Genomic DNA, 15,052 nt, shown 5'->3' on the forward strand with positions numbered 1-15,052 from the left:
TATCCGGGCCAATCCTTACGGTTCGGGGGAATCCTTACGCTTTGGGGGCTGGCGGGCCCTGCATGCCCAGGCCCCCAAGCCGTAAGGTTCAGGTTCCCCCAGGATGTAAGGAGACTCGACAGCCCGACCCAAATCGCCATCGGCGGGGTACCGGAGTCGGCCACGTATTTCCGCGGCTTTCAGGCCCCCGAACCGTAAGGATGCATTCCCCCAAGGCGTAAGGATCGATGCGGCGCATCCCTTCCCCCAGGGTGTAAGGAATGCCCGAGTCCCCTACGGCGTGGGGGAGCCCCCAAGCCGTAAGGAAGCTGGAGACGACTCCGGTGGCAGGAGGCCCGCCGATCATGACCATGATACCAGGGCAGGTGCCTTGTCCCGGTGCGAGCCACCCGATCTGGTGAATCCGACTTTGCCGACATCGTCAAGAGTAAGGCAATGGTCCCTGCCGAACGGAGAGGGCGGGCATGTCGATGACTGCCCTTTGACATATTGAGAATGATTATCAATATCGGTATGTTGCGACGTCGCATCTCAGCGAGGATAGAAAATGCAGACCGACCGTCGCGGCCAAACCCGTCACCGCCGTCCCGCCATTGCCGGCAACATGCCCTTCGTGGCGCTTCACCCGTCGGCACGGCTGGCCTTGTGGGGATTGAGATACTGGGCGACCTGCGCCAATCAGGGGCGGTGCCCTGCCCTGCTGCTGCGTGACGTGTTCGTGTCGGCGGGTGTGCCGCTGGCGCCGATCAGCATCGACCGGCTGATGCGGGTCTTCGCCACGGCGTCGCGCCAGCCGCTGGCCCTAGGCTGCCCGGCCTGTACCCGGCTGACCGATGACGAGGCGGAATTGCTGAATGCCATCCTGTGTCTTCAGGGCGGTGAAGGCGTGGCGGTGGAGCGGGTGCTGACCGCCTGGCTGCCACAGCAGGCGGCGGAGGTGGCGGGACCGGCGCTGGAGGGATTCGCCCGCCTGCTGCTGGATGGCGGCTACGATTTGGCGTCGGATCGTGTGCCGGTGCTGGATCGCGCGCCGATGGGGACCAGGTTGCATTGATACTGTTTCCCTCAAGCGCCGGGCGGGCGTATCCGCGCCCTTGGCTTGCGCGCCACGAGGCGCGGGCCGGCAGTCGCCGGCCTGAAGCGAGTTGTTGCGACAACAGAGCATTGGACAGGGGACGGCCGGCATGGCATCGCATGAGGCATGGATCATGCCTTGATCATGCGGCGGGACGGTTGGCGGGGGTGGGTGGCGTGGATGCTGCTGCCGGCGCTGCTGTTCGTCGCCCTGTTGCCGCGCGGCTATATGCCGGATGCCGACGCGCTGCGCCGGGGTGATCTGTCGCTGACCCTGTGCCGGGTGGTGGAGCCGCGGCGGGCGGACATCAATGCCGCACCTGCGGGTGATCACGCCCTGCCCGCCTGTCCGTTCGGATTGCTGCCGGTTTTGTCGGTGCCGGTGGAGCCGCTGAGCCTGTCCGTGCCGGTACGCTGGGGCGTGGCGTCGGTGGAGCTTGTGGGGAGGCTGGCCTGGAAGGTTGGTGTCCGGATCGATGGATTGGGTGCGCGGGGGCCGCCGGAAGCGTGATCGCCCCTGCCCCTTGCCTTCCATAATCAACGATCCAATGGGAATTCCGCCATGCGCAGCTTTGCCCGCCCTCTTTTGATTTCCGCCGTCACCAGCCTGCTGCTGATCGGTGCCGCCCAGGCGGAGATCAGCGTCACCAGCCCCTTCTCCCGCGCCTCCGCCCCCGCCGCCAGGGCCGGGGCTGCCTTCCTGACCGTCAGCATCGATGCCGGTACCGACAAGCTGGTGGGCGCCAGCAGTCCGGTGGCGGAGAAGGCGGAACTGCACAGCCATATGATGGAGAACGGCATCGCCCGGATGCGGCCGGTGGAAGGCGGTATCGCCGTCACCGCCGGCACGCCGGTGGAACTGAAGCCGGGCGGGCTGCATATCATGCTGATCGGGCTGAAGGCGCCGCTGAAGCAGGGAGAAAGCTTCCCGCTCACCCTGAAGTTCGAGAAGGCAGGTGATGTCGCGGTAACGGTTGCCGTGCAGGGGCCGGGCGCCATGGGGGCGGCGATGACCGGCCATGATCATGGCGGTCACGGCGACCATCAGCACTGAGCCCGCGATCCATGAAGCGCCGGACATTCTGGACCGGCCTGGCACTGCTGGCGACAGCGGCTGTGCTGGGCTCCGTCGTGATGATCGCCGATCATCTGTCACCGCAGAAGCAGCGGGCGGAACAGGGGCAGGGGCGTGCCGCCATCGGCGGCCCCTTCGCCCTGACCGACCAGACGGGACAGGCGGTCACCCAGGACAATCTGAAGGGCAAGGTGTCGCTGGTCTATTTCGGCTACAGCTTCTGCCCCGATATCTGCCCGACCGATCTGCAACTGATCGGACAGGTGCTGGATCAGTTGTCGGAAGAGGAGTTGGCCGACGCCCAGGCCCTGTTCATCACCGTCGATCCGGAGCGGGATACGCAGAAGCAGTTGGCCGACTATGTGCCGCTGTTCCATCCGTCGATCCGTGGCCTGACCGGCACGCCGGAACAGATCGCCGAAGCCGCCAAATCCTATCGCGCCTATTATAAAAAGGTGTCGGCGGAGGAGGCGGGAACGTCGGACTATCTGATGGACCATTCCGCCTTCATCTATCTGATGGACCGGAACGGCGATTTCGTCCGGGTGTTCGGCCATGGGTCCGATCAGGGGGAACTGCTGGAATGGTTCCGCAAGGTGCGGAACGGTTAAACTCCCCCGAGCCGTAAGGATCGGATCATTTCCACCACGGCTTCCACCGCCTGACGGCGGGGAAAGGTTTCCCGGAAGGCCAGGCGCACGCTGCGTCCGGCCGATCCGGGAACCAGCGGACGGGTCACCGTGCCGGGCACCGGCACCGCCCGTCCTGCCACCACCAGGGCCGGGGCCAGGGTGCAGCCATAGCCGGCGGCGACCATGTTCAACAGCATCTCCAGGCTGGTGGCGCGCAGGTCGGCCCGACCGACACCGGGCTGGTGACAGGCGGCCAGCGCCTGGTCGCGCAGGCAATGGCCGTCGGCCAGGACCAGCATTTCCAACGCCGAAAGCTGTTCCGCGTCGATCAGTGCCATGCCGGCCAGCGGATGATCTTCGGGCAGGACCAGCAAGAACGGCTCCTCGAACAGGGGCAGGGTGACGATGTCATCCTCCTCCACCTCCGTGGCCAGCAAGGCCACGTCCAGTTCATGCCGGCGCAGGCGGGAGAGCAGGTTGTCGGTAATATCCTCCCACAGCACCAGATCCAGGTTGGGATATTGCCGCTTCAGCGGGCCCAGCACGCGGGGCATCAGATAGGGACCCAGGGTCGGGATGACCCCAAGACGTAAGGAACCGGCCAGCGGGTCGCGCCAGCCCTGGGCCAGGGCGGCGATGGCATCGGCCTTTTCCACCGCGGCACGGGCGAGCGGCAGGATATCCGCGGCGGCGGGTGTGGGGATCACCGACTTGTTCGTGCGTTCGAACAGAATGATGCCCAGCATCTCTTCCAGCTTGCGGATCTGGCCGGAGAGCGTGGGCTGGCTGACATGGCAGGCCTCGGCCGCGCGGCCGAAATGCCGATGGTCATCCAGGGCGATGACATAACGCAGGTCGCGCAGGTTCATGATCGCATCTCGCAATTGCGCAATAGGCAAAGCCGATCATTATCATTTGAACAATCAATTGTACCAGCGAAGCCTGTGCCGGTACGGTTTCGCCCATGGCACGCACGATTGCGACGTCGCAATCGTGCATCGCACGGATTTACCACTTCCCGTTTTCCGAAAACTCCAAAGGCCCGTGGACGCCAACACCACGGGCTTTCTTTTTAGCTCTTGCTTCGCCCCAGCATCGACTGCAACAGCTTCTCTCCCGGTGCCTTGGCCGGGACCGCCAGTTCCAGACGATGATTGGCGGTCAGCAGGGCCGACAGCCGGTCACCGGGCCTTACCCCCAGATGTTCCAGCATTTCGGCACTCAGGTGGATGGTGCCGTCGGGTCCGATGATGATGTCCATGGCTTTGGTCCGCAAATGATGTGCCCAGAAAATAGGGTGCGGAAGCGGTCAGGACAATGGGGTCAGGAAGGAGGCTTGGCCAGCAGCAGATCGGGCACGATGCCATCGGCGCGAAGCTGCGCCAGGCCCTGGTTGAAACCGTCAAGGATTTGCTGGGCGTCGGGATGGTCCCGGGCCACGATCAGATGCAACGTGGCTTCGCTGGCGGCGGGGCCGGGCACGGTGGCCAGTTTTTCCCGCTCGGCCGCTTCGGCGCGGCGGGCCGTGGCGATGCGGTCATCCTCCACCATGAAGTCGGCGCGGCCGGCAACGATCATCGACAGGCAACTGCGCTGCTGTGTGGGGGTGACGCGCAGGACATCGCCCTGCTGGATCAGCATATCCAGCCAGGGCGGCAGGCCATAACCGACGGCGGCGCAGACGCGCCGCCCCTTCATCCAGCCGGTGGCCATGGCCGCCTGTTCATTGCCGATGGCCACCACCAGGTGCTGGCGTACGGCGACGATGGGATCGGAGAACAGCATCTCGCGCGTCCGCTGTTCGGTCCGGATATAGGGGAAGCTGGCGTCGTAGCGATGGGCCAGCAGCCCTTCATATCCCCGGCGCCAGGGTTCAATGGTCAGGGTGACGGGGTGGCCGATCCTGGTGAAAACCTGTCGGACCAGCTGGGTGATCGGGCCGCCGCCGGGCAGCCTGTCATCGACATAGGGGGCATAATCGCTGCCGGTGACCAGCTTCAACGGCGCACGCTCCGCCCCCGCGGACAGGGCCGGAAGAAACACCGCCAGCAAAAGCATGCCCAAGCGCCGCACCCGTGCCCCTCGCCGGCAACCACCATGAGGGTAAGCCTAAAGTTTAGGTGCGGTCAGGTCAACCCGGGGACGGGTGACAATTTGCCCCCGGGACGTAAGGTTTGGTCAGATCCAGCCCGCCAGTTCCCGCTCCACAATCCGGCGCAAAAGCCCGATATGGTCGGGATGGTCGTTCAGGCAGGGGATATAGGCGAAGTCACTCCCCCCAGCGGTAAGGAATGTCGCGCGGATGCCCTGGTCGACCTCTTCCAGCGTCTCCACACAGTCGCTGACGAAGGCGGGCGCCAGGATGGCCAGCTTCTTCACGCCCTGGGCGGGCAGGGCCTGCACCGTAGGTTCCAGATAGGGCTGGAGCCATTCCGTGCGGCCGAAGCGGGACTGGAAGGCGTGGGTCAGCATGTCCGCACCCAGGCCCAGCTTTTCCCGCAGCAGGCGTGTCGTCTTCAGGCAATAGCAGTGATAGGGGTCGCCCTTTTCCAGATATAGCTTGGGCAGGCCGTGGAAGGAGGCGATGATGCGGTCCGGCTTCCAGGACAGCCCGCCCAGCGCCCGTGTCACGGAAGCCGCCAGCGCGTCGATATAGGCGGGATCGTCGTGGTAGGTGGGCACCGTGCGCACGGCCGGCTGGCGGCGCAGGGTCATCAGGTGGCGGAAGGCCTGGTCGCAGGCGGTGGCCGTCGTCGTGGCGCTGTATTGCGGATAGAGCGGGAACAGCAGGATACGCTCGCAGCCCTGCGCGATCAGGCTGTCGATGGCCTTGGCGGTGGCGGGATGGCCATAGCGCATGCCCCATTCCACCATGATGCGGCCACCATGCGCACCGTCCAGCGCCGCCCGCAGCCCGTCCGCCTGTGCGCGGGTGAATGTCTTCAGCGGGCTTTCATTCAGTTCCCGGTTCCAGATGCCGGCATAGGCATGGCCGCTTTTCTTTGGCCTGAAGGTCAGGATGATGCCCTGCAGGATCGGCTGCCAGATGGCTTGGGGAATTTCCACGACGCGGCGGTCGGACAGGAATTCCGACAGATACCGGCGCATCGACCAGTAATCGGTGGCTTCCGGGGTGCCCAGATTGATCAGCAGCACGCCGATCTTCGGTACGGTCACGGGCGGGTGGCCGACGGGCAGGTTGGTATTGTTCTGGGTCAAGACGGCGCCATGGGACAATGGTAAGGGGTACCGCCCTTTATGGACGGGTGCGCACCATTGCCGCCAGGGCTTTGCGGTGCCGGTGCGCCTGCAACAGGATATCCGGCGGGGCCAAACCTTCAATGATCAGCTGGCCGTTCTGTGCCGAAAGCCCCGCGCCATGCTGGCGCAGCGACAGGATCAGCTTTTCCAATGTCTTGCGGTTCATAACCCTTACCTATCATGTTCCTCAATCGCCGGCGCCAACATCCGTTGGCTTGGCTTACGCGGCACGTGCCGCGCGGCGGTGGTCACCGCCGGAGCGATTTCCGGTTACCCGGAAACCGCTCTTGATCTCGATACAATGGCAGGAAGGGTGGATCGATGGAAATCGATTGATCGGATGGCGACGATAGGGGTTGCCTATCAGGCGCCGCAGCACTTCTTGAACTTCTTGCCCGATCCGCAGGTGCAGGGATCGTTGCGGCCGACCTTCTGCACGGTGCGTGGGCGCTGGCCCATGACGCCGTCCACATACCACCAGCGGCCGTCCTGCTGCTTGAAGCGGCCGGTTTCGTGATGGATCAGGTCCTTGCCGTCCATGGTGAACTTGGCCACGAATTCCACATAGGCCTCGTCCGGGACCAGACCATCGGCGGTGGAGCGCACTTCCAGCCCCGTCCACACACTCTTGGCCGCCCATTCGGTGACCTGGGCCACGTCGAAATCATCCTGCGTGCCGGGCAGCAGGGTTTCGCCCAGATATTTGATGTCCTGCTTGGCGAAGGCGGTATAGCGCGAACGCATCAGCGCTTCGGGCGTCGGGGCGGCTTCGGTGCGGGCCAGATAGGGGCCGCAGCAGGCATCGAATTCACGGCCGCTGTCGCAGGGGCACTTGCTCATGTCGGTCACTCGTTCTTGAAATCATGTTCGCTGTGGGCGGGATAACCGATTGTGGCCATCTTCACCAGTGCGCTTATCATGGGGCGGCCCATGACGCTGAAACGCAAGGGCCGGAGAGAGGGAGCAGATGAGCCTGAAAGAGACGATGCGCGTGTTCTCCCTTGAATGCTATCCGCCCGGGCATCCGGATTTCGACCTGGATATGGACATGGTGGTCCGGGCGCCGCCGGAGGACAGATATCAACTGATGGATGCCTATCTGGCGAAGGAAGAAGCGCTGATATGGGCGGTCGACGACATCGCCGAGATGTTCAATGTGAAACAATTCATCGTCGTGAATCCGGGGCGGTATGTCGTCGATTATGATCAGGAGACGATCCGTCTTGTTGGATTGAAAGGTACGCCCAGTGCCTATGAGACGGGAGATGGCCTTACGCGAGGGCAGGCGAAGACATTCGTGCAATTGGCGTTGCGCGGTATGGCCGGCATGGGGTTGGCGGAGCCGGAGAGCGGCATCTTCCTGTATTTCCCGGATGATGTGCGGGTGGAGGTGGGGATTCCGGTCACGGCGAGATTACCCAGCAGCATCCATTTTGTCGCCAGGGTTACCGACATCACGGATTTCTTCCAGACCTACGATATCCACTCGGTCATGGTTGATACGCTGGCGGCCAGATATGTCGCGAATGACGTTCCGGGCTTCTATCGGCTGGGTCAGACTGACTATAGCACCCTGCACCAGTTTTCATTTCATCGATCCGAATGGATGAACGTGTCGGCGCCTTTTGACATCACGTTGGAATTGTCACATCCCGATACCGGCAATGAGAACAGTTTCGATCTTACCTTCCGGGACGTGCGGGATTTTCGCGCCGAGCGTCTTGATAAGGCCGTTGGGCTGAAGATCGGCATCACCGACATTCGTGCAGAACAGCTGGATGGCGTGGCCTATCGAGTCCAGGAGCTGGGAAGCGGCGCCTTCTCCTTTTGTTGTGCGAGCTTCCTGGCGTATCTGCGGGCGCCGTGGTGATCGCGGCCGGCCCCTACAAATCCAGCGACAATTCCCGGCCCGGTCCTTCGCTATGGTCGTGCCAATGGGCGTTGCAGCGGGGTTCGTACAGGTCGGCCAGGCCCAGTTCCAGGGTGCGGTCGTTGCGGTGCTTCTTGAAGCTCTTATGCGCTTCATGGCCGCAGACGGAACAGCGCGACCGCAGCTTCCACAGTCCATCGGCCATGGCGGCCAGGGTGGCGGTTATCTGGAAGGCACGGCCGCGCCAGTCCATGTCCAGGCCCGAGACGGCGACATCGATACCCCGGTGCAGCAGGGCACGGATATCCTCCACCAGATCGCCCTGGTAATGCGGTTCCACGCAGAACTGCACCTCGTCGATGAAGACGGCGGTGATGTTGTCGGGGACGGTTGGCATGCGGGTGATGGGCATGGCGTCGAAGCCGATGCCGTCATGGTTGACAACCCGGTTCTCCGAAAAGCGCACGTCGAAGGCCGGCTTCAGCAGCATGATGTGGGAGCCGGTGCCGTGGGTGTACCAGATGGCGCGCTTCAGGATCTCCGTGGACTTGCCCGAGAACATGGGTCCGCAGATGACTTCCAGCTTTCCGTAGCGCATGCCTGTTTCCTGACGATCGATCGGGCCTTTGCATAGCCGAGTTCGGCGCTTCATGCCAATAGAACAGGGCTGGAGCATTTCCGGGTACCGGGAATGCTTCGGCGGCGACTGCCGCCGCGCCGCACGTGCGGCGTAAGCCAAGCCGCCGGATGGCGGCGCCCAGCGCTTGGGGGAACACGAAGAGGGTAGGGATCATGCGGGGGTGGACCGACGGTTATGTGACCGAGATCGGCTATACCTACAGCTTCCATGCGGAGCTGCAGCCCTGGTCCATGGCTCAGGCGCTGGGGGACCGGTCGCCGATCCGGCCGGGTGAGCGCTTCGATTATTGCGAGCTGGGTTTCGGCCAGGGGTTCAGCCTGGCGCTGCTGGCCGCCGCCAATCCGCAGGCCCGCTTCTGGGGCAATGACATCAATCCCGCCCATGTCGCCCATGCGCGCTGGCTGGCCGATGGGGCCGGCCTGTCCAACCTGACGGTCAGCCCGCTCGGCTTTGCCGATTATGCCGATGCGGACCTGCCCGGCTTCGACATCGTGGCGCTGCACGGGGTCTGGTCCTGGGTGGGGCCGCAGCAGCGGGCGGAGATCGTGGCCTTCCTGGACCGGCACCTGAAGCCTGGCGGGCTGGTCTATCTGGGTTACAATGTCCTGCCGGGCTGGGCGCAGTATCTGCCGCTGCGCGAGCTGATGCTGGCCGGTGCAAGGCGAGGGGAAGGGGCGCTGGCGGCGCGCATTACCGGCGCCCTGGGTCTGGCGGAACGGCTGCGGGCGCAGGAGGCGGGGTATTTCCGGGTGAACCCGACGGTAGCCACGCGCCTGGACGCGCTGCTGGACCGGCCCGTCGATTACCTGGCCCATGAATATTTCAATGAGAGCTGGCACCCCACTTATTTCACCGATCTGGCAGCATCCCTGGCGCCGGCCGGATTGCGGCTGGGGGCACAGGCGCGGGCGGGCGACCGGTGGGAGGAGGGGGTGTTGGCGCAGGCCATCCTTACTGCCGGGGGGCGGCAGGCGGCGGATGATCCTGACTTCGCGGAACTGCTGCGCGACTTCCTGACCAACCGGCCCTTCCGCCGCGACCTGTTCATCCGCGAGGGTGGAGGGGGGCGGGAACAGGCGCCACGCCGCTGGGCGGCGCTGGGCCATCCGCGTGACCTGCCGCGCCGGGCGACACCGGCCACGCAGCCCATCGAGGTGCCGTTCGATGCCGCCCACGCCGTCCTGAGCGCTTTGCAGGCGGGGCCGGTGGCGGAGGAGGCGCTGCTGACCCCGCTGGGCGGGGAAGGACAGGGGGCGCTGGCGGTGCTGCTGGCGCTGGACCTGGTGGCGCCGGCCTTGCCCGATGCGGGATTGGAGCCGCGGCGGGAAAGCTGCGCCCGGCTGAACGCGCTGCTGCTGGCCGATGCCGCCGGGGCCGACCGGATGCCGGCCCTGGCCAGCCCCGTCACCGGCGGCGGGGTGGGGCTGGACCGGATCGGCAAGCTGTTCCTGGCCGGGCTGGAAGCGGGGCATGACCCGGCCGGTCACGCCTGGGCGGTGCTGGAGGCCGGTGGCCAGCGGGTGCTGCGCGATGGCAAGCCGTTGGCAACGGCGGCACAGAACAAGGCCGAGCTGGCGGAGCGCTGGGATGCCTTTTCACGCCGTCGGCTGCCGGTGCTGCGCACCTTGGGTGCGGTGCCGCAATAATTCGGGGAGGAGAGTGGAAATTTCGAGGCAATCCTAAGGAACGTAGTGGCATTTTTTCCGGTTGCGATGCACCATGTCCTTGCGCCTGACCAGCTTGATTTCCACCCAGGAGTAACGCCCCGATGCCGCGCAAATCCGTCAAGTCTGAAGCCGCCGCCCTGTCGCTGCCCGAAACCGAGCCCACCCCGGCCCCGCCGCCCGTGAAGGCCAAGCCGGCGGCCAAGCCCCGCGCCAAGAAGGTGGCGGCCGCCCCGGTCCTGGTCGCTACGCCCACCGTTGCCGTCGCCATCAGCACGGAACCGTCCGATGCCCAGGTGGCGGAGGAGGCCTATCTGCTGTGGCTGTCGGAAGGGCAGCCGGCCGGCCGCGACATCGAACATTGGCTGCTGGCCCAGCAGATCGTGCGCAGCCGCCTGTCGCTGCTGTCGGCGGCCGTGCATTCCGCCTGATCGCGGCCCGCCCCTGATCGCGCGACGGTGCCGACCGGTTGCCGTCGCGCATAAGGCTTTATAGTCCATGGGTTGATCTTTCCCGGTACCACCCCTCCATATCGGCCCCGTCTGTGGTATCAAGCCACCCAGGGATAATGTGGAGATGATGATGCCGTACCGGTACCTGTCCGTTCTGTTGGCTTCCCTGGTCCTTGCCTTTCCGTCCATGGCGACGGCGGCCGGCGTGGATAAATCGGTCCAGCCCGTGCTGGTGGCCGTGACGAAGCTGCGCGACGATGTGAAGAAGGAACAGATCGACCCGCAAGCACTGGCAGGCGATGTCCTGGCAGTCCGCGATGCCATCCGCCGCAAGGGGATGGGGCATGATTTCGACAATCTCAACGATGTGCAGTTCAAGGAGGTGGTGGAATTGGTCACCACCACCATGGCGGTGGCTGGCGATACCGATTTCAGCAAATGCCGCACCCGGGTGGAGGGCGGCGACACGCTGTTCATCCTGAGCGATGCCGGCAAGCCCGACATCGAATGCATGCGGTCGCTGATCGAGATCATGCATGGGGCCGGGGTGGACCCGGAACTCGGCAAGAAACTGATGACGCAGGGGCCGACGCTGGACCGGTTGCTACTGGCCGTGGCAGCCCTGGATGCCGTCCGCAAACGTGCCGACCGGGTGGTGGCACTTCTGGCGGCGGCCCGTTGACCCCATGGGCAGGTGATGGCCCCACGCACCCGGCCATCCTTGCCGTTTCCGGCTTTTTCCATTCGGCAGAATCTGCCCAGGGTCGATACTGACCAGTGGGAAAACGGCTAAAACCTTTGGAAATCAACGATATTTGCAGTTGGCCCGCCTGTTGCAGATGCGATGGCGGGCCGGTCATGGGGATCGGTCCTGACGCTTTCGTCAGAACAAGGGACCCGTCCGATGACCAGCCTCTTCGGCGTTCTCAATCACTCCAGTAACGGCCTGCGCCTGATCCAGGGGCAGCTGGGGTTGGTTGCCGAGAATGTGGCGCGTGCGGAGGATCCCAACCGTTCCCGGCATTCGCTGGAACAGACGGTCGACAACCAGGGCAACGCCACCATCGCGCAGTACAAGCGCCAGGTGGACGTGGCGCTGCGCGTGCAGCTGGAACAGACGGTTTCGGAGGAAGCGGGTGCCGCGACGCTGTCCACCTATATGCGCCGGGCGACCGACCTGCTGGGCACCACGGGTGGCACGCCGCCCCTGACCAATGCGCTGGACAAGTTCCAGGCGGCCTGGAAGGAACTGGCCGCCACCCCTGAAAGCACCGTGGCCCAGGGCCAGATCATCGTCCATGGCGAGGATCTGTCGCGTGAGATCCGCCGCCTGAACGAGGGTATCGGCGAGATCGAGAAGCAGCTGGACACCGATATCAGCAATTCGGTGGATTCGCTGAACCAGGCGCTTTCCTCCATCGACCAGCTGAATGCCGACATCATGTCGACGCGCGGCGCCGGCGATCCGACCATGAACCTGGAAGACCGCCGCGACGCCCTGGTGCGCGAGGTCGCCAGCATGATGAGCATCCGGACCGTGGAACGCACGGACGGCAAGCTGTCGATCTTCACCACCTCGGGCGTGTCGCTGCTGGACGCGGCCCCGGTCAAATTCACCTATCAGAGCGGCCAGCTGCGTTCGACCGCGTCCGATCGCGACCTGACCGGCCTGGTCCGGGACGGCAAGCTGGGCGCGATGCTGGAACTGCGCGCCGACGGTTCCACCCAGGACCCGCCGCAGGCGGCTTCCACCCTTCCAGGTGCTGAGATCCTGCGCAAGCTGCGCTCGCAGGTGCAGGCCGTGTCCGAGGCCTTCCTGGGGGCGACCAAGCCCGGAGAGCCCACCAGCTTCGCCGATGCCTATAACGGTGCCGGCCCGGTGGCCGATGGCGAGCTGCCCAACCGGTTCTTCATCGGTACGGGGGCGGGCACCATCGAACTGAACCCCGGCCTGCTGTCGGGCGATCTCACCATCAAGACCAGCGCCGCCCAGGGCGTGACCACCGCCATGGAGGCGACGGGCCGGTCGATCAATGCCGACGGCCTGCGGGCCTCGGGCGTCTCCTACGGCTCCATGGTTTCCACCATGATCGGGCAGTGGAGTGCCAATTCCAAGGTCGCGACCGAGCAGGCGACCATCGCCACCGATTTCAAGAACGAGCTGGACGGCCGCTACAAGAACAATACCGGCGTCAACATGGATGAGGAGATCGCCATGTTGCAGGTGCTCCAGCGCAACTATTCCGCCGCCGCCCGCGTGATGCAGACGGTCAACAACATGTTGGATGCCATCGAGGGGATCGTCAGATGACCCGCATCAGCGCCTATGGCAGCTACATCAACACCATCCGCACGCTTACCGGTGGCCAGAGCACGATCGACGATCTGTCGGCGCAGCTCAATACCGGCAAGAAATCGACGGACGTCTCCTTCTACGGCACGCAGTCGCAGCGGCTGCTGGACCTGAAGTCGGAACTGGTGCGGCGGCAGAGCTATTCGCAGACCATCGACCAGACGATGACGCGCGTGAAGTCGTACGACACGCTGATGGAGCGCATGGCCGACATGGCCAGCGAACTGTCCAGCGCCACCCGCCTGCCGCAAGGTCCCGGCGAGCCCCGCATCAGCAGCGTCACCAACCAGTCCACCGGTGCCATGAAGGTGTCGGTCGATACGATCAACAGCAGCTTCAAGGCCGAGGCCACCTACACCATCTCGTCGGTGCCCAGCAAGAGCGGGACACCCGGCAGCTTCGACGTGACCATCACCGACGGGCTGGGCGGCCGTTCCACCAACACCATCAACCTGAAGCAGGTACCGCCACAGGTGGATGCCGACCGTTTCACCATATCCGGCGGCCCCGGCGATGGTGCCATCATCAAGCTGAATATCGAGACCCTGGAGGGGACCGGTATTTCCAGCTTCGGCGTGACCTGGCCCGACCTCGCCTCCACCAAGGAGGTGATCCGCGGCATGACGGTGGAGTTGCAGTCGCTGCTGAACGAACGGGTGGGCGACCGTTATCTGTTCGCCGGTTCCCGCTACAACACCAAGCCCGTGGACGACATCGTCGCCGCCAAGCAGATCACCCGTACCACCCTGGTGGGCGAGCGCGGCGATGCCGGCGAAACCTACGAGATGGTGCTGAACGGCAAGCGCTTCACCTATGTCACCACCGGCAACGAGGCGTCGCTGGACGAGGCGCTGACCAACAGCAGCGGCACCGGCCTGGTCGACCAGATCCGGGCCTACAGCGACCCGCCCTTCAATGTCACCGCGTCTGTCTCCAACGGCATCGTCACCATCACCGGCAACGATGTGAAGGAGAAGTTCACGCTGACCAGCAAGGTCTATGACAACGGCACCCACAACAACACCGTCCTGGCCGCCGCCAACGCCATCGATGCCGGCAACGCGCCCTTCACGATCCAGGAAGCGACGGAAACCCAGCAGCAGGTCGACAATGTCAAGCTGCACGGCAATGACGCCGATGTCGGCGACGTGTTCAACATGTCGATCGGCGCGCGCACCATCGTGCAGAACGAGAACGCGCCGCCGCAGGTGATCATCGCCGGGCCGACCAAGTACAGCTATGTCATCGGCGCCAAGGATTTCGACGAGCTGAAGGCCTACAACGCCACGCAGCCGGCGAACGCCCAGCTGTCCATGTCGGGCTGGGCGGCGCAGAAGCTGACGGGGCAGATCAATGCCGATCCGGCCGCCACCGTGGTGGCCAGCATCGATCCCGCCGACGAGACCAACATCGTCCTGACGGCTAAGGAACCCAACAGCCAGTTCCAGACCAATGCCGATATCAACAATTCCGGCAACCAGACCAAGCTGATCACCAACGAGATCCCGCCGCTGGCCGAACAGGACACGTTCGAAGGGATCGTGAGCCCGCCGGGCCTGCCCTTCTACGACACGCAGTTCCAGACGACGCGGGAGGTCTCCGCCTCCTACGACATCGCGCAATTGCAGGTCGACGATAACCTGACCGTAAAATACGGGGTCAGCAGCAACGACCCGGCCATCCAGAAGCTGGTCAGCGGCCTGCGCCGCCTGACGGCGGCCGTCTCCCGCCCCGGCGACTATTCGGAGCTGATGCAGGAGGGCAAGAACCTGCTGATCGATGCGCAGAACGAACTGCGCGGGGTGCATTCTCGCGTCGTGAACGCGGCGGCCAGCATGGATAACGCCCAGAGCCGCCACCAGGACGCCGTCGCCAAGGCCCAGAACGAATTGGCCGGCATCGAGGGGGTCGACCAGAACGAGGTCGCCGTCCGCCTGCAGGCGGCCCTGTCCACCCAGCAGGCCAGCTACACCATCACCGGTAAAGTCCAGTCCCTGTCCCTGATCAACTTCCTTGCCTGACACCAACGAA

The 15,052-nt window shown here is 64.6% G+C and carries 17 protein-coding genes; 10 read left to right on the forward strand and 7 right to left on the reverse strand.

The annotated features are described in order from the left end of the window. Positions 1 to 547: 547 nt before the first annotated feature. The 4 genes from ACM9HJ_RS17450 (at position 548) to ACM9HJ_RS17465 (ending at position 2,760) form a co-directional block, all read left to right on the forward strand. Complete coding sequence (locus ACM9HJ_RS17450) at positions 548 to 1,054, forward strand: hypothetical protein (RefSeq protein ID WP_416573035.1); 507 nt, start codon at positions 548 to 550, stop codon at positions 1,052 to 1,054. A 201-nt stretch (positions 1,055 to 1,255) separates the two neighbouring features. Next, positions 1,256 to 1,585 (forward strand): hypothetical protein, encoded by a 330-nt coding sequence (locus ACM9HJ_RS17455; protein WP_416573036.1) that lies wholly within the window; start codon positions 1,256 to 1,258, stop codon positions 1,583 to 1,585. Positions 1,586 to 1,636: 51 nt separating this feature from the next. Continuing rightward, positions 1,637 to 2,128, forward strand: coding sequence for a copper chaperone PCu(A)C (locus ACM9HJ_RS17460; protein WP_416573037.1), 492 nt, complete (start codon positions 1,637 to 1,639; stop codon positions 2,126 to 2,128). Between the two features lie 11 nt (positions 2,129 to 2,139). After that, positions 2,140 to 2,760, forward strand: coding sequence for an SCO family protein (locus tag ACM9HJ_RS17465; protein WP_416573038.1), 621 nt, complete (start codon positions 2,140 to 2,142; stop codon positions 2,758 to 2,760). On the opposite strand, the gene ACM9HJ_RS17470 is transcribed toward ACM9HJ_RS17465, so the two are convergent. The 6 genes from ACM9HJ_RS17470 to ACM9HJ_RS17495 form a co-directional block, all read right to left on the reverse strand. Next, on the reverse strand, positions 2,757 to 3,650 hold the full coding sequence (locus ACM9HJ_RS17470) for a LysR substrate-binding domain-containing protein (RefSeq protein WP_416573039.1): 894 nt from the start codon (positions 3,648 to 3,650) through the stop codon (positions 2,757 to 2,759). The genes ACM9HJ_RS17465 and ACM9HJ_RS17470 overlap by 4 nt on opposite strands. 203 nt (positions 3,651 to 3,853) lie before the next feature. Then, positions 3,854 to 4,042 carry a hypothetical protein gene (locus ACM9HJ_RS17475; RefSeq protein WP_416573040.1) on the reverse strand — a complete coding sequence of 63 codons (189 nt, stop codon included), beginning with the start codon at positions 4,040 to 4,042 and terminating at the stop codon, positions 3,854 to 3,856. 62 nt (positions 4,043 to 4,104) lie between these two features. Further along, positions 4,105 to 4,839 carry a substrate-binding periplasmic protein gene (locus tag ACM9HJ_RS17480; protein ID WP_416573104.1) on the reverse strand — a complete coding sequence of 245 codons (735 nt, stop codon included), beginning with the start codon at positions 4,837 to 4,839 and terminating at the stop codon, positions 4,105 to 4,107. Positions 4,840 to 4,959: 120 nt separating this feature from the next. Further along, positions 4,960 to 6,000, reverse strand: coding sequence for a ferrochelatase (gene hemH, locus ACM9HJ_RS17485; RefSeq protein WP_416573041.1), 1,041 nt, complete (start codon positions 5,998 to 6,000; stop codon positions 4,960 to 4,962). A 37-nt stretch (positions 6,001 to 6,037) separates the two neighbouring features. After that, entirely contained in the window at positions 6,038 to 6,208 is a 171-nt protein-coding gene (locus tag ACM9HJ_RS17490; protein ID WP_416573042.1) for a hypothetical protein, read from the reverse strand. A 197-nt stretch (positions 6,209 to 6,405) separates the two neighbouring features. Continuing rightward, a complete protein-coding gene (locus ACM9HJ_RS17495; RefSeq protein WP_416573043.1) occupies positions 6,406 to 6,882 on the reverse strand; it encodes a YchJ family protein in 477 nt (158 codons plus the stop codon). Positions 6,883 to 7,009: 127 nt separating this feature from the next. Between ACM9HJ_RS17495 and ACM9HJ_RS17500 the strand changes: the two genes are divergently transcribed. After that, positions 7,010 to 7,912, forward strand: a complete 903-nt coding sequence (locus tag ACM9HJ_RS17500) for a hypothetical protein (RefSeq protein ID WP_416573044.1) — start codon at positions 7,010 to 7,012, stop codon at positions 7,910 to 7,912. Positions 7,913 to 7,925: 13 nt separating this feature from the next. On the opposite strand, the gene ACM9HJ_RS17505 is transcribed toward ACM9HJ_RS17500, so the two are convergent. Further along, the gene (locus ACM9HJ_RS17505; RefSeq protein ID WP_416573045.1) at positions 7,926 to 8,510 is read right to left on the reverse strand and encodes a thymidine kinase; all 585 of its coding nucleotides are present in this window, start codon (positions 8,508 to 8,510) and stop codon (positions 7,926 to 7,928) included. 194 nt (positions 8,511 to 8,704) lie between these two features. On the opposite strand from ACM9HJ_RS17505, the gene ACM9HJ_RS17510 reads away from it, so the two are divergent. The 5 genes from ACM9HJ_RS17510 (at position 8,705) to ACM9HJ_RS17530 (ending at position 15,042) form a co-directional block, all read left to right on the forward strand. Beyond that, positions 8,705 to 10,198 carry a class I SAM-dependent methyltransferase gene (locus ACM9HJ_RS17510; RefSeq protein ID WP_416573046.1) on the forward strand — a complete coding sequence of 498 codons (1,494 nt, stop codon included), beginning with the start codon at positions 8,705 to 8,707 and terminating at the stop codon, positions 10,196 to 10,198. A 122-nt stretch (positions 10,199 to 10,320) separates the two neighbouring features. Continuing rightward, positions 10,321 to 10,647 (forward strand): DUF2934 domain-containing protein, encoded by a 327-nt coding sequence (locus tag ACM9HJ_RS17515; protein ID WP_416573047.1) that lies wholly within the window; start codon positions 10,321 to 10,323, stop codon positions 10,645 to 10,647. A 145-nt stretch (positions 10,648 to 10,792) separates the two neighbouring features. After that, positions 10,793 to 11,350, forward strand: a complete 558-nt coding sequence (locus ACM9HJ_RS17520; protein WP_416573048.1) for a hypothetical protein — start codon at positions 10,793 to 10,795, stop codon at positions 11,348 to 11,350. Between the two features lie 222 nt (positions 11,351 to 11,572). Continuing rightward, the gene (gene flgK, locus ACM9HJ_RS17525) at positions 11,573 to 12,979 is read left to right on the forward strand and encodes a flagellar hook-associated protein FlgK (protein WP_416573049.1); all 1,407 of its coding nucleotides are present in this window, start codon (positions 11,573 to 11,575) and stop codon (positions 12,977 to 12,979) included. Continuing rightward, entirely contained in the window at positions 12,976 to 15,042 is a 2,067-nt protein-coding gene (locus ACM9HJ_RS17530; protein ID WP_416573050.1) for a hypothetical protein, read from the forward strand. Before flgK ends, ACM9HJ_RS17530 begins: the two co-directional genes overlap by 4 nt. Positions 15,043 to 15,052: the final 10 nt, after the last annotated feature.

The sequence above is a fragment of the Niveispirillum sp. KHB5.9 genome (assembly GCF_048066115.1).
In the GTDB taxonomy this organism is placed as follows: domain Bacteria; phylum Pseudomonadota; class Alphaproteobacteria; order Azospirillales; family Azospirillaceae; genus Niveispirillum.